At 40.3% G+C, this 23,366-nt stretch carries 23 protein-coding genes; 20 read left to right on the top strand and 3 right to left on the bottom strand.

Features of this window, described 5'->3' with window-relative positions; translation table 11 throughout:
• Positions 1 to 53: 53 nt before the first annotated feature.
• From OW157_RS01350 to OW157_RS01280, 15 genes are all read left to right on the top strand, one after another.
• Positions 54 to 1,028, top strand: coding sequence for a ring-cleaving dioxygenase (locus tag OW157_RS01350; protein WP_268751537.1), 975 nt, complete (start codon positions 54 to 56; stop codon positions 1,026 to 1,028).
• 64 nt (positions 1,029 to 1,092) lie between these two features.
• Entirely contained in the window at positions 1,093 to 1,518 is a 426-nt protein-coding gene (locus OW157_RS01345) for a Fur family transcriptional regulator (protein ID WP_268751536.1), read from the top strand.
• A 99-nt stretch (positions 1,519 to 1,617) separates the two neighbouring features.
• Positions 1,618 to 1,791 carry a 30S ribosomal protein S21 gene (gene rpsU, locus OW157_RS01340; RefSeq protein ID WP_268751535.1) on the top strand — a complete coding sequence of 58 codons (174 nt, stop codon included), beginning with the start codon at positions 1,618 to 1,620 and terminating at the stop codon, positions 1,789 to 1,791.
• A gap of 199 nt (positions 1,792 to 1,990) precedes the next feature.
• The gene (locus tag OW157_RS01335) at positions 1,991 to 2,956 is read left to right on the top strand and encodes a PhoH family protein (RefSeq protein WP_268751534.1); all 966 of its coding nucleotides are present in this window, start codon (positions 1,991 to 1,993) and stop codon (positions 2,954 to 2,956) included.
• A 3-nt stretch (positions 2,957 to 2,959) separates the two neighbouring features.
• On the top strand, positions 2,960 to 3,436 hold the full coding sequence (gene ybeY, locus OW157_RS01330) for an rRNA maturation RNase YbeY (protein ID WP_268751533.1): 477 nt from the start codon (positions 2,960 to 2,962) through the stop codon (positions 3,434 to 3,436).
• A complete protein-coding gene (locus OW157_RS01325; protein WP_268751532.1) occupies positions 3,411 to 3,812 on the top strand; it encodes a diacylglycerol kinase family protein in 402 nt (133 codons plus the stop codon). The genes ybeY and OW157_RS01325 overlap by 26 nt, the downstream gene beginning before the upstream one ends.
• Positions 3,813 to 3,821: 9 nt before the next feature.
• Positions 3,822 to 4,730, top strand: a complete 909-nt coding sequence (gene era / locus OW157_RS01320; RefSeq protein ID WP_268751531.1) for a GTPase Era — start codon at positions 3,822 to 3,824, stop codon at positions 4,728 to 4,730.
• A 16-nt stretch (positions 4,731 to 4,746) separates the two neighbouring features.
• Positions 4,747 to 5,529, top strand: a complete 783-nt coding sequence (gene recO / locus OW157_RS01315) for a DNA repair protein RecO (protein WP_268751530.1) — start codon at positions 4,747 to 4,749, stop codon at positions 5,527 to 5,529.
• 242 nt (positions 5,530 to 5,771) lie between these two features.
• Complete coding sequence (gene glyQ / locus OW157_RS01310; RefSeq protein WP_268751529.1) at positions 5,772 to 6,686, top strand: glycine--tRNA ligase subunit alpha; 915 nt, start codon at positions 5,772 to 5,774, stop codon at positions 6,684 to 6,686.
• Complete coding sequence (gene glyS, locus OW157_RS01305; RefSeq protein WP_268751528.1) at positions 6,686 to 8,770, top strand: glycine--tRNA ligase subunit beta; 2,085 nt, start codon at positions 6,686 to 6,688, stop codon at positions 8,768 to 8,770. The genes glyQ and glyS overlap by 1 nt, the downstream gene beginning before the upstream one ends.
• 30 nt (positions 8,771 to 8,800) lie before the next feature.
• Entirely contained in the window at positions 8,801 to 10,120 is a 1,320-nt protein-coding gene (gene obgE, locus OW157_RS01300; protein ID WP_268751527.1) for a GTPase ObgE, read from the top strand.
• Positions 10,121 to 10,232: 112 nt separating this feature from the next.
• Positions 10,233 to 11,153, top strand: a complete 921-nt coding sequence (gene rnz / locus OW157_RS01295; RefSeq protein WP_268751526.1) for a ribonuclease Z — start codon at positions 10,233 to 10,235, stop codon at positions 11,151 to 11,153.
• A gap of 9 nt (positions 11,154 to 11,162) precedes the next feature.
• Entirely contained in the window at positions 11,163 to 11,957 is a 795-nt protein-coding gene (locus OW157_RS01290; protein ID WP_268751525.1) for an SDR family NAD(P)-dependent oxidoreductase, read from the top strand.
• Positions 11,958 to 12,021: 64 nt separating this feature from the next.
• A complete protein-coding gene (gene recJ / locus OW157_RS01285; RefSeq protein ID WP_268751524.1) occupies positions 12,022 to 14,340 on the top strand; it encodes a single-stranded-DNA-specific exonuclease RecJ in 2,319 nt (772 codons plus the stop codon).
• A gap of 2 nt (positions 14,341 to 14,342) precedes the next feature.
• Positions 14,343 to 14,855 (top strand): adenine phosphoribosyltransferase, encoded by a 513-nt coding sequence (locus OW157_RS01280; protein WP_268751523.1) that lies wholly within the window; start codon positions 14,343 to 14,345, stop codon positions 14,853 to 14,855.
• Positions 14,856 to 14,919: 64 nt separating this feature from the next.
• On the opposite strand, the gene lexA is transcribed toward OW157_RS01280, so the two are convergent.
• On the bottom strand, positions 14,920 to 15,531 hold the full coding sequence (gene lexA, locus OW157_RS01275) for a transcriptional repressor LexA (RefSeq protein ID WP_268751522.1): 612 nt from the start codon (positions 15,529 to 15,531) through the stop codon (positions 14,920 to 14,922).
• Between the two features lie 115 nt (positions 15,532 to 15,646).
• Here lexA and OW157_RS01270 point away from each other — a divergent pair, with 115 nt between their 5' ends.
• Entirely contained in the window at positions 15,647 to 16,567 is a 921-nt protein-coding gene (locus OW157_RS01270; RefSeq protein WP_268751521.1) for a diacylglycerol/lipid kinase family protein, read from the top strand.
• A gap of 212 nt (positions 16,568 to 16,779) precedes the next feature.
• Here the strand turns inward: OW157_RS01270 and OW157_RS01265 are convergent, their stop codons facing one another.
• The gene (locus OW157_RS01265; RefSeq protein WP_268751520.1) at positions 16,780 to 18,450 is read right to left on the bottom strand and encodes an Rqc2 family fibronectin-binding protein; all 1,671 of its coding nucleotides are present in this window, start codon (positions 18,448 to 18,450) and stop codon (positions 16,780 to 16,782) included.
• 366 nt (positions 18,451 to 18,816) lie between these two features.
• Here OW157_RS01265 and trpX point away from each other — a divergent pair, with 366 nt between their 5' ends.
• Genes trpX through OW157_RS01250 form a run of 3 tightly spaced genes read left to right on the top strand, consistent with a single transcriptional unit; the run spans position 18,817 to position 21,522 of the window.
• Positions 18,817 to 19,866: a tryptophan ABC transporter substrate-binding protein gene (trpX, locus tag OW157_RS01260; protein WP_268751519.1), complete on the top strand. Its 1,050-nt coding sequence runs from the start codon at positions 18,817 to 18,819 to the stop codon at positions 19,864 to 19,866.
• Position 19,867: 1 nt separating this feature from the next.
• A complete protein-coding gene (locus tag OW157_RS01255) occupies positions 19,868 to 20,758 on the top strand; it encodes an ABC transporter permease (RefSeq protein ID WP_268751518.1) in 891 nt (296 codons plus the stop codon).
• The gene (locus OW157_RS01250; RefSeq protein ID WP_268751517.1) at positions 20,758 to 21,522 is read left to right on the top strand and encodes an ABC transporter ATP-binding protein; all 765 of its coding nucleotides are present in this window, start codon (positions 20,758 to 20,760) and stop codon (positions 21,520 to 21,522) included. The genes OW157_RS01255 and OW157_RS01250 overlap by 1 nt, the downstream gene beginning before the upstream one ends.
• 59 nt (positions 21,523 to 21,581) lie before the next feature.
• Here OW157_RS01250 and nrdH read toward each other — a convergent pair whose 3' ends face one another.
• Complete coding sequence (gene nrdH, locus OW157_RS01245; protein ID WP_268751516.1) at positions 21,582 to 21,803, bottom strand: glutaredoxin-like protein NrdH; 222 nt, start codon at positions 21,801 to 21,803, stop codon at positions 21,582 to 21,584.
• Between the two features lie 208 nt (positions 21,804 to 22,011).
• Between nrdH and gdhA the strand changes: the two genes are divergently transcribed.
• On the top strand, positions 22,012 to 23,358 hold the full coding sequence (gene gdhA / locus OW157_RS01240; protein WP_417882744.1) for an NADP-specific glutamate dehydrogenase: 1,347 nt from the start codon (positions 22,012 to 22,014) through the stop codon (positions 23,356 to 23,358).
• Positions 23,359 to 23,366: the final 8 nt, after the last annotated feature.

Below are 23,366 nucleotides of genomic sequence, written 5' to 3'. Positions count from 1 at the left end.
ATATGCTATATTTATTACGGATTCGAAATAATAGCTAGATAAGGAGCTAAATTATGACCAATAAAAACTTATTAGGGATTCATCATGTGACTGCCATTACTTCATCAGCTGAACGTAACTATGCCTTCATGACAAAGGTTTTAGGTATGCGTTTGGTGAAGAAAACTGTCAATCAAGATGATATCCATACTTACCATACTTTCTTTGCAGATGATTTGGGGAGTCCAGGGACAGACTTAACTTTCTTTGATTTTCCAGGGATCCCTCAAGGCCAGCATGCCAATAATTCAATTACACGGATTGGCTTAAGGGTACCTGATGATGCCGCCTTGGCTTACTATACCAATCGGTTGGCAGAGTTTCAAGATGAATTTGATATTAAAATTGAAGGGGAAGAGACCCTTTATGGGAAGAAAACTTTAGCTTTCGAATATTTTGATGGTCAACGTTACCGGATTTTCTCTGATGAAAACAATCAAGGCATCGCTGCTGGTCAGCCTTGGCAAAACGGCCCAATCCCCACTGACAAGGCAATCTATGGTTTAGGTCCGATCGAAATGACAGTATCTTACTACACAGAATTCAAACAATTGCTCCAAGAGATTTATGGCTTTAAAGTCGTTGATTCCAATGATAAACAAAGCTTGTTAGAAGTGGCTGAGGGTGGTAATGGCGGACAAATCTTGCTTAATCATTCTGACTTAGACCAGCTTGTCTTCCAGGGTTATGGTGAAGTTCACCATGTGTCCTTTAGGGTAGCTGATCACGAAGCTTTGTCCCAATGGTTAGCAGATTACCAACGGATTGGTGTACCTAATTCTGGCCTTGTGGATCGTTTCTTCTTTGAAGCTTTATACGCTCGTATTGGACACATCTTAATTGAATTATCGACAGATGGACCTGGTTTCATGGGTGATGAAGACTATGAATATTTGGGTGAAACTTTGTCCTTACCACCTTTCCTAGAAGCTAAACGTCAAGAAATCGAACAAGAGATTCGTCATTTTGATACCAGCCAACCCCACTAAAAGCGTATACCTTACCATTTGCAATGAAATTTGGTAAACTATAGCTATATGTGAGGTGAGAACAATGTCCTATGTTGAAGAATCAATGGCAAAATTGAATGAAGCTGGGTATAAGTACACGAAACGACGTGCGGATATGCTAGATATTTTTGCCAATGAGACCCATTTCATCAAAGCCAAAACCGTTCAAGAACGAATGGCTGACTTGTACCCAGGGATGTCATTTGATACCATTTACCGTAATCTAAGATTGTTTGTGGATTATAATCTTATCGAGACTAGTGAAGTGAATGGTGAGCGTGTATTTCGGCAACACTGCAATCCCGAAATGGGTCACCACCATCATTTTATCTGTCGTAACTGTGGTAAAACAGTTCCCCTCAAAATGTGTCCTTTAGACTATTTTACCGACCAATTACCTGGTTATAAGATTGAAGGCCATACCTTTGAATTGCAAGGCCTTTGTGCAGATTGCCAAGAAAATTCCTAAAATAATGTTTGACGGTTTATCCATTTATAGGTATAATTGTTAGGAACATTTTTTCAGAGATGAAAGAATGATTTGTAGTTACGAGGGGAGGGAAATTCCATGTCTAAAACAGTTGTTCGTAAAAACGAATCGTTAGATGATGCTCTTCGTCGCTTCAAACGTTCTGTGTCGAAATCAGGTACTATGCAAGAAGCACGTAAACGTGAATTCTACGAAAAGCCTTCAGTTAGACGTAAGAAGAAATCTGAAGCTGCGCGTAAACGTAAATACTAATTTCATGCTAGCTAGCCTTTTCTACGCAAACGTCGAGCAGATGTGAGCTAGCTGCATCTATTAACTTAAAAAGTGTTGGTCTTAATGACCAGCACTTTTTGTTTTGCCAGACGAAAAGGTTAGGTCTATTTAATTTGATTCGTGTTTTTAATTGATTTTTGCTATACTTAGCTTAGATTAAGAAGGGGGATATGAGCATTTGACGGATACAGTGCATACCAAAGACTATCAGTTTGCTAACCCAGAAAATACCATTCAATTATTCGGTACCCAAGACCGCCACATTACATTAATTGAAAAATCTTTTGATGTGACCATTCACACGCGGTCAATGGGTATTTCTGTAATCGGTAATGAAGAAGCTGTTAACCAGGTGATTAAACTCTATCAGGAGTTAGAGGCACTCTTACTCACTGGGATTAGCATTGGTGAACGTGATATTGTCACAGCAATCAAAATGGCTAAAAATGACACCCTAGATTATTTTCTTAACTTGTATGAAGAAGAAATTGGGCGTACCTATGATGGCAAGGCCATACGCGCCAAAAATTTCGGACAAAAGCAATATCTTAATGCAGTCAAAAAAAATGCTGTTACATTTGGCGTAGGTCCAGCTGGAACGGGAAAAACCTTTTTAGCTGTAGTAATGGCTGTCCAGGCCTTAAAAAAAGGACAAGTGAGTCGAATTATCCTCACCCGTCCTGCAGTAGAAGCAGGGGAGAGCTTAGGTTTCTTACCAGGTGACCTCAAAGAAAAGGTTGATCCTTATTTACGGCCTATTTATGATGCCCTTTATAGTATTTATGGACGAGAACACACGGAACGTTTAATTGAACGGAATGTGATCGAGATTGCTCCTTTAGCTTATATGCGGGGGCGGACCTTAGAAGAAGCTTTTGTCATTTTGGATGAGGCCCAAAATACAACAATCGCTCAAATGAAGATGTTTTTAACCCGTTTAGGTTTCGGGTCTAAAATGATTGTCAATGGGGACGTTACTCAGATTGACCTCCCTCATAATGCGCGTTCAGGATTAAAAGATGCTATGACCAAGTTACAGTCAGTAGATGATATTGCTATGATTACCTTTGATGCGGATGATGTGGTTCGTCACCCGGTAGTATCGGCAATTATTAATGCTTATGCTGATGATGGAGGGGAATAAGGCATGAATGTTGAATTAAATTTTTTTGATGAAAGCCATGACTTATCTACAGATAATCAAGCTTTGATCGAAAAGTTATTGGTTTTTGCGGGCGACTATTTGCACTATGACCGCTTGCATACTGTGTCAGTGACCATTGTGGATGATGCACGTATCCAAGCGATTAATCGTGATTACCGTGATAAAGATCAAAGTACTGATGTGATTTCCTTTGCTATTCAGGACCAAGTAGCAGGGGAATTGCCGATAGTTGGCTTTGAAGATATGCCTGTTGAATTAGGCGATATTTTTATTTCTTTAGATACGGCTAAGGCCCAAGCAAAGGATTATGGTCATAGTTTGCAACGGGAACTAGGCTTTTTAGCCTTACATGGTTTTCTTCATTTAAATGGCTATGATCATATGACCCCCGAAGATGAGCACGTAATGTTTTCCTTACAGAAAGAGATTTTAGATGCTTATGGACTCAAGAGAGACTAAAGAAAAAACAGATAAAAACCATTCTTTTTTTGAATCCTTGTCTTATGCCTTGGAGGGAATTCAATTTGCCATTAAGAATGAACGTAATCTGCGCTTCCAAGTGTTGGCTGCCATAGTTGCGAGTGGCTTGGCTTATTTATTGGGAGTTTCTGCCGTTGAGTGGTTGATTCTAATCCTAATTTACGCATTGGTGATTTTAATGGAATTTGTCAATACGATTGCCGAGTGGACGATTGATTTAGTGACTAATAACAGCTACCATCCTATTGCTAAACATGTCAAAGATGTGGCAGCCGGTGGGGTTTTGATTGCAGCACTATTGGCCATACTTGTAGGCGCTATTATTTTTGTACCGAAAATTATTGCATTATTTTAAGGAGACAATGTGGAAGAAAACAAAGAATTTAAATCTGGTTTTGTGGCTATTGTAGGCCGGCCAAATGTCGGGAAGTCAACCTTACTTAACCAAATCGTAGGGCAAAAAGTAGCCATTATGTCGGACAAAGCACAAACCACCCGAAATAAAATCCAAGCGGTCTATACTACTGATGACATGCAAATTGTCTTTATTGATACACCAGGAATTCATAAGCCCCACCATGAATTGGGTGAATTTATGGTGAAGTCAGCCTATCAAGCCCTTGATGAAGTAGAAGCTATAGTGATGTTAGTGAACGTGACAGAAGCAATTGGACCTGGCGATAAATTTGTCATGGAAAAAATTAGCCACTACCAAACCCCCAAATATTTGGCAATCAATAAAATTGATCAAGTGGCACCTGAAGAACTGGCTGAATTTTTGGCCACTGTACCCAATCAAGAATTGTTTACAGCCATTTATCCGATTTCTGCCTTGCAAGGCAATAATGTCAACAAATTAGTGGCTGACCTTGCTGATCATATGCCTTTAGGGCCACAATATTACCCTAGTCAGCAAATTTCCGACCATCCGGAATATTTTGTAGTTTCTGAACTCATTCGCGAACAAATTTTGTTACGGACCCGCGAAGAAGTTCCCCACTCCATTGCTGTGACCATTGACTCTATGCAGGTAGATGACCACGACAAGGTCCATGTTTATGCCAACATTATAGTAGAACGTAAGAGCCAAAAGGGCATCATTATTGGTAAGGGAGGCAAAATGCTTAAAAGTATAGGCGTTGGTGCCCGCCGCGAGATTGAACGCTTATTAGGATCCAAGGTTTACCTAGAACTTTGGGTTAAAATTGAAAAAGATTGGCGTGACCACTCCCGGTCCTTACAAAACTTTGGCTATCGTAGTGAAGATTATTAAAAAATGAGGGATTTGCTTGGCAAAAACCACTTATTATCAAAAATTTAACGGCATTGTTTTGTTTACTAGACAACATCGCGATCATGACTTATTGGTTAAAATTTTTACCCGAGATTATGGTAAGCGGATGTTTTTTGTTCGCAACGGCAATCGTAACAATCATGCCATGCGGGCGATTGCTTTTCCCTTTTTGCAAGCAGATTTTGTGGGTAAATTGAACCAAAACGGATTATCTTTTCTTAATGACTATGGACAAGTCCATTACCCCAAACATATCCATAGTGATATTGAAAGAGTCGCCTATGCCACTTATGTGACTCACCTATTGGATGCCTCTATGGAAGATGGTGAGGTCGATACTCACTTATATGCCCTCTATGCCCAAATTCTCGACAAGATGGAAGCAGGTCTTGATCCTGTTATAATGACTAATATTTTTGAAATTAAAATTTTAGCTAAGTTTGGCGTGAGTCCCCACTTAAAATCTTGTGTCGTTTGTGGTCAAAATCAAGGGCAATTTGATTATTCTATGCAATATGGAGGCTTACTTTGTCAGCGTCATTTTTACCGTGATGAACGTCGCCTCCATTGGCACCTTCGTGCTGCCCACTATATTCGCCTTTTTTCTGGTATAGATATTGGAGCTATTCATTCAATTCGTATTTCACAAGAAAATAAGGCCTTTATTAGACAAGCGATTGACTCTCTCTATGAAGAATATGTTGGGATTCATTTGAAGAGTCGACGTTTTATTGACCAATTAGAAAAAATAAATCATCCGCTTGACGAAAAGGGATAAAATCGGTATAGTATTCCTTGATAAGTGCACAGATGGTAAGTAGTAATTGGTAAATTTTTTTCTAGCGAGACTGGTTGGGTGAAAGCAGTCATAAAAATTGCTAATGAAGGCAGACCGGAGCACAGAAAAAGGGCTAGAGCAATCTAGAAATAGGGTGGAACCGCGATGTAAAAGTCGTCCCTATGCTTATGATAGTTCATAGGCATAGGGACGGCTTTTAATCTTTTAAAGGAGTGTAAACAATGACCACGAAAAAAACCTTACAGGATATGATAATGACCTTACAACAATTTTGGGCCAAACAAGGCTGCCTAGTTTTAAATGCTTATGATACGGAAAAAGGGGCAGGGACGATGTCTCCTTATACTTTCTTACGGGCGATTGGACCAGAACCTTGGAATGCTTGCTATGTTGAGCCTTCTCGACGTCCAGCCGATGGTCGTTATGGTGATAACCCTAACCGTCTCTACCAACACCACCAATTTCAAGTCGTAATGAAACCAAATCCAGATAATATTCAAGAACTTTATATCGAAAGTCTTAAGGAATTAGGGATTGATCCCTTAGCCCATGATATTCGTTTTGTGGAAGATAACTGGGAAAATCCTTCCTTGGGATGTGCCGGTTTAGGTTGGGAAGTCTGGTTGGATGGAATGGAAATCACCCAATTTACTTATTTCCAACAAGTGGGTGGTTTAGACTGCTCACCGGTAACATCTGAGCTCACATATGGAATTGAACGCTTGGCGTCTTATCTGCAAAATATTGATTCAGTCTATGATTTGGAATGGGTTAATGGCGTAAAATATGGTGAAATCTTTAGCCAGCCAGAATATGAGCACTCTGTTTACTCCTTTGAAAAATCAAATGCAGACATGCTCTTAGCAGCCTTTAACCAGTATGAAGCCGAAGCTTTGAAACAAATTGACAATGGTTTGGTCCATCCTGCCTATGATTATATTTTGAAATGTTCTCATAGTTTTAATCTTTTGGATGCTCGTGGGGTAATTTCTGTGACTGATCGCGCAGCTTACTTGGCTCGAATCCGAAATATGGCCCGGCGTGTGGCTAAGATGTTTGTTCAAAAGCGCCAAGAAATGGGCTATCCTTTACTGGATCGTCAAACCGCACAAACCTTATTGAAGGAGGAAGCATAATGTCTGAAAATACATATCTTTTTGAAATTGGGTTAGAAGAAGTTCCGGCTCAATATGTACGACCAGCTAGCCAACAACTTAAAAACTTAGTGGCAAATTTTCTTGCAGACAAGCGTCTGGATTATGACACTATAACGACTTATGCGACACCGCGACGTTTAGCGGTTAAGGTAAATGGTCTAGCTGGAAAACAAAGTGACCTCTCTCAAATCGCTAAGGGTCCTGCCCAACGCATTGCCCAAGATGATCAAGGAAATTGGACCAAGGCTGCCCAAGGTTTCGCTCGGGGCCAAGGGGCATCAGTAGATGATATATATTTTGCTGAGGTTAAGGGAGAACCATATGCCCATATCAAGGTCCATACTCCTGGCCAAGCCAGTGAGCTAGTCTTAGGTGAGCTTTATCATGTAATCGAGAAAATGACCTTCCCGGTGTCTATGCATTGGGGCGACCACCACTTTAAGTTTATTCGTCCTATTCATTGGTTTGTTTCTCTATTTAATGATCAGGTGATTCCATTTGACTTCTTGTCTATACCAGTGGGCCGTGAGAGTCGTGGTCATCGTTATTTGGCCAATAAAGCAGTTAATTTAAACCACGCCAATGACTATGTTTCTGCTCTTGAAGAGGCTCATGTTTTAGTGGACCAAGACCAACGCAAAGAATTGATTGCTCAACAAATTAAAGATCTTGCCAACCAACATGACTATAAGATTGATTTAGATGCTGACTTATTAGAAGAAGTTACTCAAATCGTTGAGTATCCTACTGCTTTCTTGGGTGACTTTGATCCTAAGTACTTAGAGCTTCCTGATGATGTTTTAATTACTTCAATGAAAAACCACCAACGTTACTTCTATGTTAGCAATCAAGCTGGTGACCTCCAAGCTAAATTCATCTCTGTACGTAATGGTAATGACAAGCATTTAGACGCAGTGCGCTTGGGTAATCAAAAGGTATTAACTGCTCGTTTAGAAGATGCCTGGTTCTTTGTCAATGAAGACAAAAAGCTTGACATTGATGACTATGCTAAGAAACTCGAAAAAGTCACTTTCCATTCAGAAATTGGAAGTCTGGCGGAAAAGATGCAACGCACGGGTGCGATTGCTTCATACCTTTATACTCAGTGGCAAAACACCAAAATTTTTAGCCAGTTAAGTCAAGCTCAAGCTAAAATTAAGCGTACAGCTGAAATTTATAAATTTGATCTAGTAACAGGGATTGTTGATGAGTTTTCCGAATTACAAGGAATTATGGGTGAGAAATATGCCCTTGCAGCTGGTGAGGACAAAGAGGTAGCCCAAGCTATTCGTGAGCACTATTTACCAAGTGGCCAAGCTTCTGATTTACCAGAATCCGCCTTGGGAATTTTATTTGCGGTGGCGGATAAATTAGATACTGTTATTTCCTTTTTCAATATTAACCGTATCCCATCAGGGTCCAATGACCCATTTGCTTTACGTCGTCAAATGATTGGTATTGTATCTATATTAAAAGCCTACCAACTCCCATTTGATTGGGAAACAGACTTGCAGGCTATCTTGGCCAAAGTCTATTCACCTTTAGCGGATCGTGACCAATTAAGCAATGAAATCTTGTCTTTCGTAAATGATCGGTTGAAGCAAGTGCTACAAGGGGATAATATCCATTATGATATTATTGACGCTGTTCTTGCTTCTGATGCCAAAGATATCAATGATAAGTATGCAGCGAGTCAAGTTTTAACTAAAGCTGCTGAAACTGCGGATTACCGGTCTATTATCGAAGCCTGGAACCGAGTATTAAACTTACGTGTCAAAGCTTTAGAACTAGGGCTAACAGATGCAAAAGTTGATCCAGATGTGTTATCATCAGATAGTGAAAAAAACCTCTACAATGCAGTCAACCAATTACAAGAACCAGTAAATGCTCAAGAAAATTATGATCAATTAGCAGAATTGACGTCTGAAATTGCAAATTTCTTTGACCATAATATGGTCTTTACTGATGATCAAGCGGTGCGTAACAACCGTTTAGCACTATTGGCCCAACTGGCTCATTTTGTACGTCGTTTAGGAGATACAAATCGTTTGCAAATTAAATAAGCAAGCAGATTTTAAGAAAGGAGGGCAGTGATGCAAACATTTTTTGACTACGCTAAAATATGGGTAAAAGCTGGAAAAGGAGGCGACGGTATGGTTGCCTTCTTACGAGAAAAATATCGTCCCGATGGCGGTCCTGCTGGAGGTGACGGTGGTCAAGGAGGATCCATAATCTTCAAGGTTGATGAAGGTTTACGAACGCTAATGGATTTCCGTTACAATCGCCATTTTAAGGCCAAAGCTGGACAAAATGGTATGCCCAAGGGAATGTACGGTCGTGGTGCAGAAGATTTAGTGGTTTCTGTGCCCCCAGGAACAGTGGTTAGAGACTTCGATACCCAACAATTGATTGCAGATTTAGTGACCCCCGATGATGAAGTCGTGGTTGCTAAGGGGGGGCGTGGTGGCCGTGGAAACATTAAATTTGCTACCCACCGTAACCCTGCCCCTGAAATTGCTGAAAATGGAGAACCTGGACAAGAACGGACCTTGCAACTAGAATTAAAATTAATTGCTGACGCAGGTCTGGTTGGTTTTCCATCGGTAGGGAAATCAACCCTGCTATCAATTGTAACCGCTGCTCAACCTAAAATCGGTGACTATCACTTCACTACAATTACCCCTAATCTGGGGGTAGTAGATACCCGGGAACATTCTTCCTTTGTTCTGGCTGACCTGCCTGGCTTAATCGAGGGAGCAGCCACTGGGGTAGGTTTAGGTTTCCAATTTTTACGCCATGTGGAGCGAACCAAGGTCATCTTGCATGTTATTGATATGGGAGGATTCGAGAATCGTGATCCTTTTGAAGATTATCTAAAAATTAATGAAGAACTAATGGCCTATGATGAAAACCTATTGTACCGGCCAACTATTATTGTTGCTAACAAGATGGATATTCCCGAAGCAGAGTTATATATTGAGGAATTTAGCGATAAATTGCGTCGACATTTTGCTGACCACTATCCAAACATGGAAGTGCCAGAAATCTACCCTATATCTGCCTATACTAAGCAAGGCCTAGATAAACTAATGGAAAAGACAGCAGTTTTAATTGCCCAAGAAGAAGAACGCTTGCAGGCTGAAGCTCCTAGCCAAAGTCAAGAAGTCATTTACGAATTACCGGAAGAGGAAGCGGACTTCTATCTCAACCGAGAAGCTGATGGGACCTTTGTCTTATCAGGTAAGAAGATTGAAAAAATGTTTAAAATGGCCAATCTTGAGTATGATGAGTCAGCCTTACGCTTTGCTCGTCAGTTGAAAGCCATGGGCGTTGACCAGGCCCTAACTGAAAAAGGGGCTCAAGAAGGCGACATTGTTCGTATTCTAGATTATGAATTTGAGTTTAAGCTTTAGTTATTGACAATTAGTGAAGTAACTAAGCCCATAGTAAGAGAATGTTAGTGGAAGGCGAGCTAGAGCATTTGGCTCGCTTTCCTTTTGGTGAAAAATAGTAAGGAACAAGCACATGAAATTACATTTTTTAGGAACAGGTGCTGGTGTACCAAGCAAACCACGTAATGTCACTAGCATTATGTTAAAATTATTAGATGAAAATAATGAAATGTGGATGTTTGATTGTGGTGAAGCCACCCAGCAGCAAATATTAAGAACAACATTAAAACCGCGTAAAGTCAGTAAAATTTTTATCAGTCATTTGCATGGTGATCACATTTTTGGCTTGCCAGGTTTCTTGAGTTCACGCAACTTCCAAGGTGGAGAAGATGAACTCACTGTCTATGGCCCCAAAGGAATCAAACGTTATATTGAAACCTGTTTATCCGTCACAGGCACTCGTTTAGCTTACCCCTTATCAATTATTGAACTCGACCAAGAAGGGATTGCTGTTGAAAACAAACAATTTAAGGTGACCTATAAGACCTTACAACATGTCATACCATGTTATGGTTTTCGGATCGAAGAAGCTGACCAGCCTGGCCAACTATTGGTTGATAAGGCCTTAGCTGCAGGTGTACCTAAGGGTCCTATGTTAGGCCAATTGAAGAATGGCCAAAGTGTTGAATTAGCAGACGGACGCATCTTAGATGGCAAAGATTTTATCGGACCTGATAAAGAAGGGAAGATTGTGACCATCTTAGGGGATACTCGTTACTGCTCCCAAGCAATCGACTTGGCTAGAGATGCCCATGCCCTAGTTCATGAAGCTACTTTTGAAGCAGGAGAAGAGGAAATGGCGCGACGTTACGGCCACTCTACAGCTGCCCAAGCTGCCCAAGTCGCCCAAGCCGCTGGTGCTAAACAAGTTTTCTTAACCCATATTTCTGCCCGTTATGTCGGCAAGAAGGCAAAACAATTACAAAAAGATGCCCAATTAATCTTCCCTAATTCCCAATTAGTCCATGATTTTGATGAATATATAATTGAGTAGGTGATAAAGATGACAGAAACATGGCTATCAATAACCGGTGCCTCTAGTGGTATTGGTCAGGCTTATGCCTTAAGGAAAGCTAGAGAAGGCAAAAATTTAATTCTTTCTGGACGTAATGAAGCACGTTTGTCTGAAACCAAGTCACGTTGCTTACAAGCAGGCGCAAATCGGGTAGAGACTTTGCTTTGTGATTTGAATAATCTAGCGGATATCGGTGACTTTGTCGGTTTCCACCAAGAAATTGGTATTATTGAAGAATTTGTTGCTTGTGCTGGTTTTGGATTGTTTACCCCTATTCAAACCCATGACACTGCGAATATGTTCCAAATAGTTAAGGTTAATTTAATGGCGACCATGTTATTGTGCAAGGAAATGGCCTTAATCATGTTGGATCAAGACTTAGATCAAGCCAACATAGCCATAGTGAGCTCTATTGCCGGGAAAATTTATACGCCTAGTACAGCCGTTTATGCGGCTTCAAAAGCTGGAATATATGCCTTTGCTAAAGGAATGAGTCAAGATTTATGGGAGACTCCGGTTAATGTAACCTGTGTTCTACCTGGTCCTACTGACACTAATTTCTTTACTGTTGCGGATGCAGATGGTGATTATTTTGACAAGGTAAAGGCTTTTTCAACGACTCCTGAAAAAGTAGCTGTAAGGATGGAAAAAGCAATCAAAAAGAATAAGACAGAAGTAACTGTCCCATTTTACTATGATATTTTAGCTCGTTTTAGTCATGCTTTCCCCGAAATATCCGCTCGTATTATTCACTATGCTTATCAAATGGGTGAATTTAGATAAGCTTCAGGGTTGATAGATTAGTTTCAAGACCCACTTATATGAGAGACAATGGAAAGGACAAGTAATGTTTAACTCTAGATATAATTGGCAAATGGCAAATTTGTCCGACCAAGATCAGAATCAGCTTGATCAATTAGCAGAAGAGACGGGCTTACCTTCATTGTTGTTGTCAGTATTGAAAGCCAATGGTTACCACTCTCAAAAGACAATTGAGGACTTTATGTCTGATCAAGCGAAACTGCATGATCCCTTCCTCTTATATGATATGGAAAGAGCTATTGCCCGTATCCAAGCGGCGATTATGGTTAGTGAGCCCATTTTGATTTACGGGGATTATGATGCAGACGGAATTACCTCAACTAGCTTACTTTATGAGTGTCTAGAGTCTATGGGGGCAAATGTGACTTATTATTTGCCGAATCGTTTTGAGGACGGCTATGGCCCTAATACCCAAGTTTATAACTACTATATTAAGCAAGGTATCCAACTCATTATTACGGTGGATAATGGGGTAGCTGGCTTTGAAGCCATTGCTAATGCCCAGGCAGCAGGTGTTGACGTTATCGTCACTGACCACCATGAAATTGGTGATAGCTTACCTGATGCTTATGCTGTTATCCATCCTCGCCACCCTAAAGGACAGTACCCATTTCCTGATTTAGCAGGTGTTGGCGTCGCTTTTAAGTTGGCGCAAGCTTTAATGGAAGATTTGCCTAGTGAATTTTTAGACCTAGTGGCCATTGGAACCGTGGCTGACTTGGTGAGTTTGCGGGATGAAAATCGCTCATTAGTAAAAATGGGGATTAAACAACTTCAACAGACGGACCGTTTAGGCTTGCAAGAATTTTATGAACGTGAAGGAATCGATCCTAGGACCATTAATGAAGAAAGTATTGGTTTTGTCATCGGTCCACGCTTAAATGCTCTAGGACGGATGGGAGACCCTAGCCCAGGCTTGGAGCTTTTGACTGCCTTTGACCCTGATCTTATTGCTGATCGTCTAGAATTGGTGGAAGATACTAATTCTAAGCGTAAAGAAGTTGTTGCTGACATGGCCGAAGAAGTGGATCAAAAATTAACTAGTCTCGATTACTTGCCGGCTATTATTATTTTGGCGCAAGAAAACTGGCATCAAGGGGTACTAGGAATAGTAGCTAGCCGGGTAGTTGAAAAATACCAACGTCCAACCATACTTTTAGCTCAAGACAGTGACAATCACGTTTTAAAAGGATCTGCTCGGTCTGTGCCAGGTTTGGATATTTTCCAGCTGCTAAGAGGGGCGAAGGAATATGCCCAAGCTTTTGGGGGGCATGAGATGGCAGCGGGTATGACCATTAGCTTGGCCGATTATCCCAACTGGAAGGAACGCTTAGAAGAATTAGCTAAGGAGCAAGAAAAAGATATCCTTGAAAAAGCGACACTTAATATTGCTCAAACAATTACGCCTAGTGATGTTAGCCTTAATACCATTCATGAGTTAAAACGTTTGGCACCTTTTGGTACGGATAATCCAAAGCCACGTTTCTTACTCAAAGATGTGGAGTTGAAACAAGTCCAACAATTAGGGAAGGATAAGAACACGCTAAAATTAAGTGTCAAAGAAGGCACAAAAGGAACCTTACCAGCAATAGGTTTTAAAAAGGGTGACTGGGCTGAAGCTATCGATCCTGATCAAAAACTAGATATGGTAGTAGAATTAACCATTAATCATTGGAACGGCCTTGATACACCACAAGCCTTAGTGGTTGATATCGCTCAAAAGCAGGCATCTGTTTTTGATTTTCGCCGGGCCCAATCTCGACAAGAAGTGTTCAAGGTCAAAAATGCTATTTACCTATTTCAAGCAGAGAAATTTGCCCAAGCCTATCAAGATGACTTACCTGAATCCTCGCAGGCAGTATTGGCCAGAGATATGACCAATTTGCCTAAGTTAGGCAAGGATAAATTGGTGATATTTGACTGCATTCAGGACTACGATGCTGTTAAGATATTCATTAATCAGCAAGACATCAATAATCTATACTTGTTCGCCTATTCTAAAGATCAGGCCTACCTGCATGGTTATCCTAGTAAGGCTAATTTTGCCAAAGTTTATCGCTACCTCAGTCAACATCCCAATATTCCGCTTAAAGGTGCCGAGGCGGGCGTGGCCAAGTATCTTAACTTGTCCTTGTTCCATTTCAAGGTAATTATTCAGCTCTTGACAGAATTACAGTTACTCGAATGGCAAGATGGTCAGTGTCGAGTTCTAGGCAGTGAACAAAAAGTAGACTTAAAAGCCAGTAAAACTTGGAGAAATTTACAGGCACAGATGAAAGCTGAACGTTTTCTATTGTATAATGAAAGTAAAGACATTAAAGATTACTATTTTCAGGAGGATTAGTCATGAATTTTGAACATTATATTGCTGCGGTGGAGAACTTCCCTGAAGAAGGGGTGACTTTTCGTGATATCACTCCTTTGATGGCTGATGGACCCGCATTTAGAGCGGCTATTAGCGAAATTTCTGAATTTGCCCGTCAAAAAGAAGTTGATATTATTGTTGGGCCAGAAGCACGAGGCTTCATTGTTGGTTGTCCTGTCGCCTTTGATTTAGAGGTTGGTTTTGTTCCTGCCCGTAAGAAAGGCAAGTTACCAAGAGAAACCGCCACAATTGATTATGGCTTAGAATATGGAAAATCTACCTTACAAATTCATAAGGATGCCATTAAACCCGGCCAACGTGTATTGATTGTCGATGATTTATTAGCTACTGGAGGTACCATCAAAGCAACCATTGATTTAGTCGAATCATTCGGCGCTGAAGTGGTGGGAGCTGCCTTCTTAATCGAACTAGAAGAGTTTGCTGCCCGCGAAAAAATTTCTGAATATGAAGTCTTTACATTGTTAAAATACTAATGTTATTGGCAATGAGATAAGAAAAAAGCTGGGGCCTAGGTCCCAGCTTAGCTTTTTATTGTGATTAGAAGATATGGTCACGGAACAAGCTTACCACCTTACCGAGAATGTGTACTTGATCTAGGATAATTGCCGACATGGTATCATTTTCGGGTTGTAAACGATAGTAACCCTCTTCTTTGTAAAAGGTTTTACAGGTGGCTTCATCTTCTTCGGTCATAGCAATGACAATTTCACCGTTGACGGCTGAAGATTGTTGTTTAACAATCACATAGTCACCGTCAAGGATACCAACATTAATCATCGATTCTCCGCGAATCCGCAGCATAAATAAATCATCGGATTGATTGGCAAGGGAAGGTGGAATGGGGAAGGAATCTTCAATGTTTTCCACGGCAGTAATAGGCTGACCAGCAGTGACTGTCCCTACGATAGGGATACCCTTGGGTTTGATTTCTAAAGCTTCAAGTCCTTTTTGTGTGATTTCCATAGCGCGTGGTTTGGAAGGGTCTTTAAACAGATAGCCATTATTTTGCAAGCGAGCAATATGACCGTGCACTGTTGAAGTGGATGATAAATTAACCTGTTCGCAAATTTCACGGACGGTTGGAGGGTAGCCTTGACTAGCAACGCTCTCATAAATAAATTGTAGAATTTCCATTTGTCTTGCTTTCATGGGCCAACTCCTCTTTCTGATAATCTTTAGTTCATTATAACATGATTCAACTAATTAGACAAACAAATGTTCGGTTTTGATGTGAATTTATCGGGCATACCCTAGTAAAGGAGCTATGATGACAACACATTTTTTATTCATTTTAAATGAGGATGCTGGGACTTCATCCCACAAAGATATTGCAAAGTATATTGAAAAACAAGGCAAGGTAAACCAAATCCCAAGCGAATGCATCCATATCATTTTTTCCTCATCTTTGACCATGGCTGAGCATTTGATTGAAAAGTTTTATGCCAATTATGAACACTTGATTTTAGTGGCTTGTGGCGGTGATGGAACAGTTTTTGCCTTGGCTAATCTAGTGATGGATAAGGATATTGTATTCTCTATCTTGCCTCTAGGCACAGGGAATGATCTCTATCGGTCTTTGTACCAGAATCGGTCCCACAAACACCAATTAAAAGCCATATTCTCAGGTCACAGTGTTTGGACTGATGCGATCTATTGTGAGGAACTCGACCTGTATTCCTTGAATATCGTCAATATTGGCTTGGATGCCGAAGTAGTTGCCCAGGCTGAAAAAATTCGTCAAGCCCATCCTCACTTGCGGAAATATTCTTATATGTTAGGCATTCCCGCTGTCTTAAAAACCGGCTTATTTCGTGATTATAAGATTGAAGCGGGCTACCATGACCAAAAACTTACCATCAAGGCAGGACCATATGCTGTTGGAGTGACGTGTAATGGCGGCTATTATGGGTCAGGATTCAATGTCAATCCACTGTTTGACGTCAATGATGGCAAGTTGGAATTAATTTATATCCCTGAAGTTAAGGCTCACCGCGTCATGGAGTTGATTTACAAAATATTTGCCGGGAAAATAATTACCGCAACTGGTGTTTACCATGAAAGCGTTGATTGGGTACGTTACCAGAGAAAAACTGACCCACTCTTGTTTTCCTTGGATGGCGAACTTTATGAACTCGATCAATTAACCCTTAGGATAGCACCTAAAAAATATCGCCGTATTAAATAATCTAGTGATTATTTTGACTAGTTTTATAAGAAAAATAGAGGGTATGATAAAGGTCGCTTAGGGCTGGATTGTTGGACAAAAATTTGAATGATAGTATAAAAATATCGGAGGGTCTGGAAAAAGACATATCAAAATAACTCTGATGGCAATTTGCCATCAGAGTTATTTTGTTTCAGGATTTTTTTAGCAAGTTGTGGCAGAACCTTGGAATTTTATTCTTTAATTTGAGCGGGCGACACAAAGACGGTTTGTTGGTTAAAGTAATTAACAAAACCGGGCCGACTGCCATTGGGTTTTTTAACATTTTTGACTTGGGTATAATCTACGGGAACATTATTGGCCAAGCGATATTTGGAATAATGGGCCGCTAATTGGGCAGCTTCGACGATTTCTTGGTCGCTTGGTTGGTCGGTTTGTAATATCACGTGGGAGCCGGGAATATCCTTGGTATGGAACCAGTAATGATTTTTATTGGCCTGACGCAGGCTAAGCTCATCATTTTGCCGGTTATTACGTCCCACTAGAATGCTATGGCCAGCAGAGCTTTGATAGTGTCGTGGGGGGAGTTTTTGGTTTTTCTTTTTACGTTTTTGCTTTTGCTTTTTCAGATAGCCTTGTTGTTCCAACTCTTCCTTGATAGCAGCTAATTCGTTGGGTTCAGACCACTTGATTTGTGTTTCTACACTTTCTAAATAGTCATTTTCAGCCCGAGTATGTGCTAGTTGTTCTTCAATATGGCTTAGTGACTCAGTAAGTTTGTTGTAGCGTTGGTAATATTTTTGAGCATTTTGAGAAGGAGTTAAGGAAGGATCTAATTCGATCGTCATTGCCTTGTCATTGTCATAATAATTAGCTAAGGTCACTGAATCTGCGCCTTTTTCTACTTGGTAGAGGTAAGTTGTCAATAATTCACCCTGCAATTTATAGGCATCAGCTTCTTGACTCCTGTCCCAATCAGCTTGTAGCTTTTGTAATTTACGCTTATTTTTTTTCAGCTCTTTGCTAACGACCTGGACCAGCTGATTACCAATCTGTTTAATATGGTCTTGCTGAGCCATTAAATCATAGTAGCCAGCTAAAAGCTCACTCAAACTAGGATAAAATGTGTAGTCACCAGGAAGACTTTGATAAGGGAAGGGAAGGAAGAAACGTTTATTGTCCTGAGTCTCTATTAAACTAGGTTTTACCTGGTCAAAGTGAGCTAAATAAGCTTGCCAGCCCGTCTTAAAATCGCCATGTTTGTCAATTAAGTGGGAAACTTCTTGGGCAGAGTCCTTGCCGAGTCCCATAAAATGTTCTTGGAGTAGTTTTGGACTAATGTCTTGAATAGACATGGTTGCTAAGTGACTTTCGTCAAGTTGCTTAAAGGGATTGAGCTTTCCTGCTTGGGGAGGCAGAACATAACTTGCTCCTGGTAGTAGGGTACGGTAGGTATTTTGGTAAACAGGAATATGTTTAATACAGTCAAGTATTTTCTTGTCTTGATCAATTAAAAGGATATTAGAATGCCGTCCCATCATTTCTACCACTAATTCTTGTTGTACCGTGTCAGCTAATTCATCCTTACCTTCTAAGGCAAAGATAATGATCCGATCATTTTCAAATTGGCTGACTTGTCTGATCCGACTACCTTCGATAAATTTTCGTAATACCATACAGAAATTAGGTGGAGTATCAGGATTGACATAATCTTGGTCGGACACTTGAACACGCGCAAAATTAGGATGGGCAGAGACTAAGACCTTGATATTTTTACGCTTAGCTCTTAGGGTTAGAATTATCTCGTTGTTATAGGGTTGGTGAATTTTATTGATACGCGCCCCAGCAAAGTTTTCATTTAATTCTGCAACTAGGGCGTGGGTAAACATTCCATCAAATGACATTTATAGCGCCACCTTTCTCAACATTAATTATAACAAATTACCGATAGTGACAAAATAGTAAGGAATTTACACTTGCAGTAAAATTAAAGCAGTGTTAGAATAAAATTAATTTCTTACACATGAAAGGAGTTAAAGTCATGGCTATAAACACACAAAAACGTTACTGGCAAAGCCGCATGGATTAGTTGTGTGTATGCATTAAGCATAGATACAACGTCAGTTTTCTGAGCTGTATCTATGTGGACTTTAACATATACTACGCCCACATAGACGATGATTCTATATCAATCTATGGGGGCTTTTTCTTTATTAGCCTTCCGACAGCTCTTTGGCATACGGTAGGCTTTTTTGTTTAGGAGGAAAATCATGAAAAAAATACGCGCACTTGCTTATACTTTGGTGCTGGCACTGGCTATATTGTTTTTCACTATTCCAAGCTTGCGTCAAGCACAAACGGGAGCGGAAAGTCAGGTCGATCCAGAAACAGTTGATTTACAAGAAACTGATCAGGTTATTGACATTGGCCTTTTACAATATATGGATCATCCGGCTTTGGATCAAATCAGACAAGGAATTTATGACGGTTTAGCTGAACGTGGCTATGTTGATGGTGAAAATATTAATATTGATTATCAAAATGGCCAAGCTGACCAAGCTAACTTAAAAATGATTGCGGATAGTTTTGTTAGTGCTGAAAAGGATTTACTTGTAGGAATTGCGACACCAGCTGGTCAGTCGTTAACTAATGCCTCACAAAATCATATTCCTGTGGTCTTAGGAGCAGTTTCCGATCCGGTTGGGGCAGGCTTAGTTAAGGATGAAGAGGCTCCCGGTGTTAATGCGACGGGAACGACTGATGTGTCGCCATTAGATCAACAATTTGACCTGATGCAAGCAGTGATGCCAGACTTGACTCAATTGGGTATGATTTATAATAGCTCTGAAACAAATGCTGAGGCTATGGTTAAGGATGCCGTGGTAGAAGCCGAATCACGTGGTATTGAAGTGGATGTTAAGACAATTTCTTCGACCAATGACCTTGCCCAAGTGGCAGAACAAGTAGCCCAAGACAACCAAGCTATTTTTATTCCTAATGATAATTCTATCGCGGGTTCTATGGCAACTCTGATAGATGTAACTGATGCCTATAATGTGCCCGTTTTTCCTGTTGTAGATACCATGGTTCGTGATGGAGGGTTGCTGACAGTAGGTCTCAACCAATACCAAATTGGACGTGACACTGCCACAGTAATTGCTGATATTATCGAAGGGGCCGATCCTAGTCAATATCCTATTAAGTACAGTTCCAAAATGGAAACTATCGTGAATTTAGATAAGGCAGAAGAATTGGGAATTCCTATTCCCCAAGAAATTGTGACTAAAGCCAAAGACATGAGTCAAAGAGAGGAAAATTAATATGGATATGATTATCAGTGCGATTTCTCAAGCCATGGTTTGGGCCGTGATGGGCTTAGGAATTTTTATTAGTTTCCGTATTCTCAATCGGGCCGATTTAACTGCGGAAGGGTCTTTTACTTTGGGAGCGGCCATGGGAGTGCAAATGTTGCATTTTGGTCTCCATCCCCTAATCGCCTTACTCTTAAGCTTTTTTGCAGGTATGGCTGGTGGTGCAATTACTGGACTATTAGTTAGCAAGTTAAAGATTAATTCACTATTAGCGGGAATTATTACTATGACCGGATTGTATTCAGTGAACTTAAAAATTATGGGTTCTGCCAATATTTCGCTCACAGGCACTCAATCCCTAAAAGATCTCCTCGCGCCATTAAATCTACCGCGAAACTTAGATACAATTGTTATTGGATCTATAATTTGTTTGATAATAATTGCCAGCTTGCATTATTTCTTGCAAACTGAAATGGGCCAAGCCATGATTGCAACGGGAGATAACTATCAGATGGCTAAGTCGATGGGGATTGCCACCAAAGATATGGTTATTTTAGCTTATATGTTAGCTAATGGTTTAATCGCTGTGTCAGGTTATTTAGTGGCTACCGATAATGGTTTTGCTGATATCTCAATGGGAATCGGATCGACAGTTATTGCCTTAGCCGCCATTATTATTGGTGAGGTGCTCATCCCCAATGTTAAACTCTATAAACGTTTAATCACTATCGTCTTGGGGTCTATTGTTTACCGTATTTTATTAATGCTGGTACTCTTGTTAAATTTCGATGCCAATGATTTTAAACTATTCTCAGCCCTGATTGTGGCCTTATGTTTAGCTATTCCTAGTATTCAAGGGCTTTTTCAATCAGTACGTGCCTTTCGGAAAGGAGCAAAATAATGACTAGTAAGCTGCAATTAAAGGCGGTATCAAAAGGCTTTAAACGCCATACTCCTGATGCCTTTACTGCCCTAGATCAGATTAATTTAGATATTGCTGATGGTGACTTTATTACGCTTGTAGGGGGGAATGGTGCTGGGAAATCAACCTTGCTTAATAGTATCGCTGGTCACTTTCCTATTGATAGTGGTGACATTTATTTAGATGGTGAGTCTATTAGTCACTTGGATGAGGAAGAACGGGCTGCGTTTGTGGGGCGAGTATTTCAAAACCCTGCGATGGGAACTGCTCCGCGAATGACGGTAGCGGAAAATCTGGCGCTAGCTAAACGCCGTGGTCATAAAAGACGTTTACGGCGATCAGTGAAAGAGGATGACCGCCAAGAATTTGCTGAAATGTTAAGTCGGTTAAATCTAGGTTTGGAAGACCGTTTAGATACAGAAATTGGTTCGCTGTCAGGGGGACAGAGACAAACGATTTCCTTGTTGATGGCAACAATCAATCGTCCAGAAATCTTGCTTTTAGATGAGCATACTGCCGCCTTAGATCCTAAAACTTCAAAACTGATATTAGAATTAACGAATCAAATAGTGAGAAATGATAAGTTAAGTACCTTAATGATCACTCATAACCTCCAAGATGCCATTGATTATGGTAACCGCATCTTGGTTCTATCTCACGGGTCGATCCTTTATGATATTAAACAAGAAGACAAAGCGAATCTAACTGCTATCCAACTTTATCAGTTGATGGAAGGCGTATAAACCATAAAAGACTGCAAGTAATATCACTTGCAGTCTTTTATAGTGGGTAAGTAATCATATTAGGCTAATTGTTGCAACTTATCAGGGCGGAAACCGTTGAAAGGTTCTTGGCCGTCAGCCACAACCACTGGTAGGGATTGGAAGCCTAAAGCCTTTACTTCGTTGAGTGCTTCATCCGATTCGGTAATATCTTTGACTTGAAAAGTCACATTCTTATCATTTAAAAAACGTTTGGTAAAGTTGCATTGGCTGCAATTAGGTTTAGAATATACTGTAACCATTTTCATTTCCTCCTCTTTATTCTACCATATGCGGTGAATAAATTATTAACATACACAATATATAGCGTTTTATAGTATTTGTCAAGATAAAAGTTTTCATGTCTCTCCTCAGCTTGACTGCTAGTAATAGTTTTAATTGCGAAAAAAATTTGCTATACTTTCAAACATATAAAGCTTCATTTATTAACTGACAAAAGAAAGAGGGACCATTATGGATGCCAAAACTTATATCGAAGAAACTAAGCGAATCTGGCAAGAAAAGTATGTTAACGAACCAGAATTTATGCAAACTTTAGATGAATTTGTTGATTCGATTGTGCCTGTTTTAGAACGTCATCCTCAATATATTGACCATAATGTGCTACAAGTCATAGCTATTCCGGATCGAATTATTACTTTCCGCGTGGCTTGGACTGCTGATGATGGCTCGGTTCAAGTTAATACTGCTTACCGGGTACAGTTTAATTCAGATTTAGGGCCTTATAAGGGTGGTTTACGCTTCCATCCTAGTGTTAACTTATCAATTTTAAAATTCTTAGGTTTTGAACAAATTTTCAAGAATGCTTTAACCAGTTTACCAATCGGTGGTGGCAAGGGAGGGTCTGATTTTGATCTTAAAGGTAAATCCGATGGCGAGATTATGCGTTTTTGCCAAAGTTTAATGACAGAATTACAGAAGCATATTGGGCCTGATTTAGATGTTCCGGCTGGGGACATTGGCGTTGGGGCGCGGGAAATTGGTTATCTTTATGGCCAATATAAACGTCTAAGAGGGTTCGAAAATGGCGTCATCACAGGTAAACCATTGCCAATAGGTGGGAGCCAAGCCCGTACACAAGCCACTGGTTATGGAGCAGTTTACTTTATCGATAAGATGCTAGCCGATAAAGGTCAAGAATTAGCAGATAAACGGGCTATTGTTTCTGGCGCTGGTAATGTTGCCATTTATGCGATTGAAAAATTAGAAGAACTAGGGGCTAAAGCATTAACTGCTTCGGATTCCAATGGTTATGTTGTTGATGAAGAAGGAATCGATGTTGCTTTACTAAAAGAAGTTAAAGAAGTTAAACGTCAACGATTAACTGCCTATGCGGACCAACGTGAATCCGCTCGTTACTATGAAGGGTCAGTTTGGCACGCAGAATTAACTGCTGATATTGCCTTACCTTGTGCCACTCAAAATGAAATTGATGAACAAGAAGCGCAACAAATTGTTGCCAATGGGGTTAAATTCATTTCTGAGGGAGCTAACATGCCCTTAACTAAGGCTGCTACTGATGAATTACTAGCTAAAGACGTTTATATTGGCCCAGCTAAGGCGGCCAATGCTGGCGGGGTTGCTGTATCTGCCCTTGAAATGGCACAAAATTCAGCACGTTTACGCTGGTCTTTTGACGATGTTGACCAAGAGCTCCATGATATAATGGATGCTATCTATGCTAATGTCTCTAGTGCTGCTGAAGAATATGGTTTCCCTGGTAACCTGATTAAAGGAGCAAATATTGCTGCTTTTATCAAAGTCGCCGATGCCATGATCATGCAAGGGGTTCACTGATCTGCTAA

The sequence above is a fragment of the Aerococcus kribbianus genome, from assembly GCF_026805545.1.
Classification (GTDB): domain Bacteria; phylum Bacillota; class Bacilli; order Lactobacillales; family Aerococcaceae; genus Aerococcus; species Aerococcus kribbianus.
This window is presented reverse-complemented; position numbering and strand designations above follow the sequence as displayed.

Excerpts from the sequence above, each read along its gene's own strand:
- OW157_RS01280 (WP_268751523.1), top strand. The coding sequence starts at position 14,343 with ATGAATTTTGAACATTATATTGCTGCGGTGGAGAACTTCCCTGAAGAA.
- OW157_RS01290 (WP_268751525.1), top strand. The coding sequence starts at position 11,163 with ATGACAGAAACATGGCTATCAATAACCGGTGCCTCTAGTGGTATTGGT.
- trpX (WP_268751519.1), top strand. The coding sequence starts at position 18,817 with ATGAAAAAAATACGCGCACTTGCTTATACTTTGGTGCTGGCACTGGCT.
- rnz (WP_268751526.1), top strand. The coding sequence starts at position 10,233 with ATGAAATTACATTTTTTAGGAACAGGTGCTGGTGTACCAAGCAAACCA.
- OW157_RS01255 (WP_268751518.1), top strand. The coding sequence starts at position 19,868 with ATGGATATGATTATCAGTGCGATTTCTCAAGCCATGGTTTGGGCCGTG.
- glyS (WP_268751528.1), top strand. The coding sequence starts at position 6,686 with ATGTCTGAAAATACATATCTTTTTGAAATTGGGTTAGAAGAAGTTCCG.
- OW157_RS01325 (WP_268751532.1), top strand. The coding sequence starts at position 3,411 with ATGCTTATGGACTCAAGAGAGACTAAAGAAAAAACAGATAAAAACCAT.
- OW157_RS01345 (WP_268751536.1), top strand. The coding sequence starts at position 1,093 with ATGTCCTATGTTGAAGAATCAATGGCAAAATTGAATGAAGCTGGGTAT.
- recJ (WP_268751524.1), top strand. The coding sequence starts at position 12,022 with ATGTTTAACTCTAGATATAATTGGCAAATGGCAAATTTGTCCGACCAA.
- OW157_RS01350 (WP_268751537.1), top strand. The coding sequence starts at position 54 with ATGACCAATAAAAACTTATTAGGGATTCATCATGTGACTGCCATTACT.
- ybeY (WP_268751533.1), top strand. The coding sequence starts at position 2,960 with ATGAATGTTGAATTAAATTTTTTTGATGAAAGCCATGACTTATCTACA.
- OW157_RS01270 (WP_268751521.1), top strand. The coding sequence starts at position 15,647 with ATGATGACAACACATTTTTTATTCATTTTAAATGAGGATGCTGGGACT.
- obgE (WP_268751527.1), top strand. The coding sequence starts at position 8,801 with ATGCAAACATTTTTTGACTACGCTAAAATATGGGTAAAAGCTGGAAAA.
- nrdH (WP_268751516.1), bottom strand. The coding sequence starts at position 21,803 with ATGGTTACAGTATATTCTAAACCTAATTGCAGCCAATGCAACTTTACC.
- lexA (WP_268751522.1), bottom strand. The coding sequence starts at position 15,531 with ATGAAAGCAAGACAAATGGAAATTCTACAATTTATTTATGAGAGCGTT.
- OW157_RS01250 (WP_268751517.1), top strand. The coding sequence starts at position 20,758 with ATGACTAGTAAGCTGCAATTAAAGGCGGTATCAAAAGGCTTTAAACGC.
- rpsU (WP_268751535.1), top strand. The coding sequence starts at position 1,618 with ATGTCTAAAACAGTTGTTCGTAAAAACGAATCGTTAGATGATGCTCTT.
- OW157_RS01265 (WP_268751520.1), bottom strand. The coding sequence starts at position 18,450 with ATGTCATTTGATGGAATGTTTACCCACGCCCTAGTTGCAGAATTAAAT.
- glyQ (WP_268751529.1), top strand. The coding sequence starts at position 5,772 with ATGACCACGAAAAAAACCTTACAGGATATGATAATGACCTTACAACAA.